Source organism: Alcanivorax sp. HI0044 (assembly GCF_001634945.1).
In genome coordinates this window covers 1-1848 of record NZ_LWEZ01001378.1, presented here as the reverse complement: position 1 = coordinate 1848, position 1848 = coordinate 1, and the positions used below count along the sequence as shown (strand labels likewise).

Genomic DNA, 1848 nt, shown 5'->3' with positions numbered 1-1848 from the left:
GGTCAGGCGCGCGAGCGGCTAAACCAATACCCGTAATAAGACGCAGCAGACACCGCCATACCGGCCACTGGGCCAGTCAGGGTGCGTGTGTTGAGCTGTGCTGCGTGCATGGTCATGCCTCTTGAATTCGCTTCATTGCAGGTCAAAGAGTAGCGGCAGCGCGGGAAGGGTGCAAGAGGCTGGAACCACGCCGCACGATAGCCGGTGGCTATTTCTGGATGCGGGTAGCGCTTTCGGGGCCGCCGCAAGCACACGCAGCAGGACGATCCGGTATTTAGCCTGGTGCATGCAGCGTGAAGCGTGCTGCAGCCGCAGAGCGGCAAAAAAAACGCCCACCGAAGTGGGCGAGGAAGGTGGAGACAATCCACATTTAAGACAAGACGGAGAAAACAGAATCAGAAAATGTTGGAATCCTTGATCGCGTCGGTAATGGTTTTGGCATAGTGGTCCGCGCCTTTTTCCAGCCCCTTGAAGCCGCCGGTGTTGAAGCTGACGGTCTTGCCGGTCCAGACAATGGCTTTCTGGTCCACGTCCCACAGCTCCAGGCGAGCGGTATAGATGTCTTCGTTGACATAGAAGTCCGGGCTGTAAACCTGCGGAGTCATGGTCATGCCGGCACTGGCTGGAATGGCCACGCCTGGGTCGCCTTTGACCTCGGTGGTTTGTGTGGTCAGGTCTTCCAGGTGGATCGCCAGAGCACTGTCAAAACCATTGTCCTTCATGCGCTTGGCCAGGTAGTCCAGGCTTTTGCCTTCGACGCCCTTGTCACCGTAAACGGTGTAGGCGGCGGTGGCTTTTATGCCCATGGCGGCAAACTTGGCGACAATGGCATCTTCCAGATGCTCACGCAGTTCATGATCGACCAGCACGCCAACCACCAGGGATTGGTATGGGCCTTTGGGTGTGGCCTGGGAGCCGGTTTCAGCGCTGATGACTTTGGTGTCGTGATAGCCGCTGGCACAGGCTGCGAGCAGTACGGTGAACAGGGCCAACAGGGTCAATTGCAGTTTTTTCATGGTTTCCATCCTCTTGAGAAAAGCCGGCCGTGGCCGGCTGTTTCACTATCCGTTTAGAAGTTGTAGGTGGTGCTCAGGGACAGGTAATCCCGGTCTTCGACCACGCTGTACTCTTCATCGTTGTAGGTTGTGTAGGACAGGTTGGCGCTGAGTTGCTTGTAGGCCATGCCCAGGCTCACGCCGACGGTACGGGCATCTTCCTGCATCGCATCATCGCTGGAATAACCCTCAACACCGTGATTGAAGGTCAGGCCAGGGGTCAATGAGACCGCGCCGATGGCGTTGGCGTAGGTGGAGGTCAGGCTCAGCTGATAGCCCCAGCTGAAGTCGGTGACATAACCGTCTTCTCCCAGTTCGCCGACACCAAAGTTGGTGTGGCGACGGAAGCGCATCTGGTCCTGCTTGGGTAGATCAGGAATAAATTCCGAGCCCACCTGCATGGAAACGACGGTTTTCTGCGCGCCCATCAACTTGGGGATGATGGTGGTGAAGGCCAGCTCGGCACGCTGAATGTCAAACTCCTCAAAGCCGTGCACTTCGCTGCCGGAGTTGTAGACGTAGTCGATGGTGCCCTGCGGAATGGTCGCGAGCCCGGAAGCTGCCGCAGCGGGAACGCCGTTGGCCTCCAGTACGCGAGCCGTGGTCAGGTCAGGGGTATTGATCTGGATCGGCATGTCCGGCAGGTAGCTCAGGTTGAGCGCCAGGTTGCCCACGCCTTCAAAGGTCTTGTCGGCGGTGAGGCCGAATACCTGAATGTCTTCCGGGTATTCATAGAAGTAGGCGATATCGTTGCCCGCGGTGATACCCTGGGGGAGCGGGCTGTCTTCCTTGG

General features: G+C 57.9%; 2 protein-coding genes. Both read right to left on the bottom strand.

Annotated features, from left to right (window positions below; genetic code table 11):
* Positions 1 to 395: 395 nt before the first annotated feature.
* On the bottom strand, positions 396 to 1016 hold the full coding sequence (locus A3730_RS20385) for a hypothetical protein (protein WP_063520650.1): 621 nt from the start codon (positions 1014 to 1016) through the stop codon (positions 396 to 398).
* A gap of 53 nt (positions 1017 to 1069) precedes the next feature.
* Positions 1070 to 1848, bottom strand: a 779-nt coding sequence (locus A3730_RS20380) for a DUF1302 family protein (RefSeq protein WP_156501272.1), incomplete at its 5' end; no start/stop codon positions are given.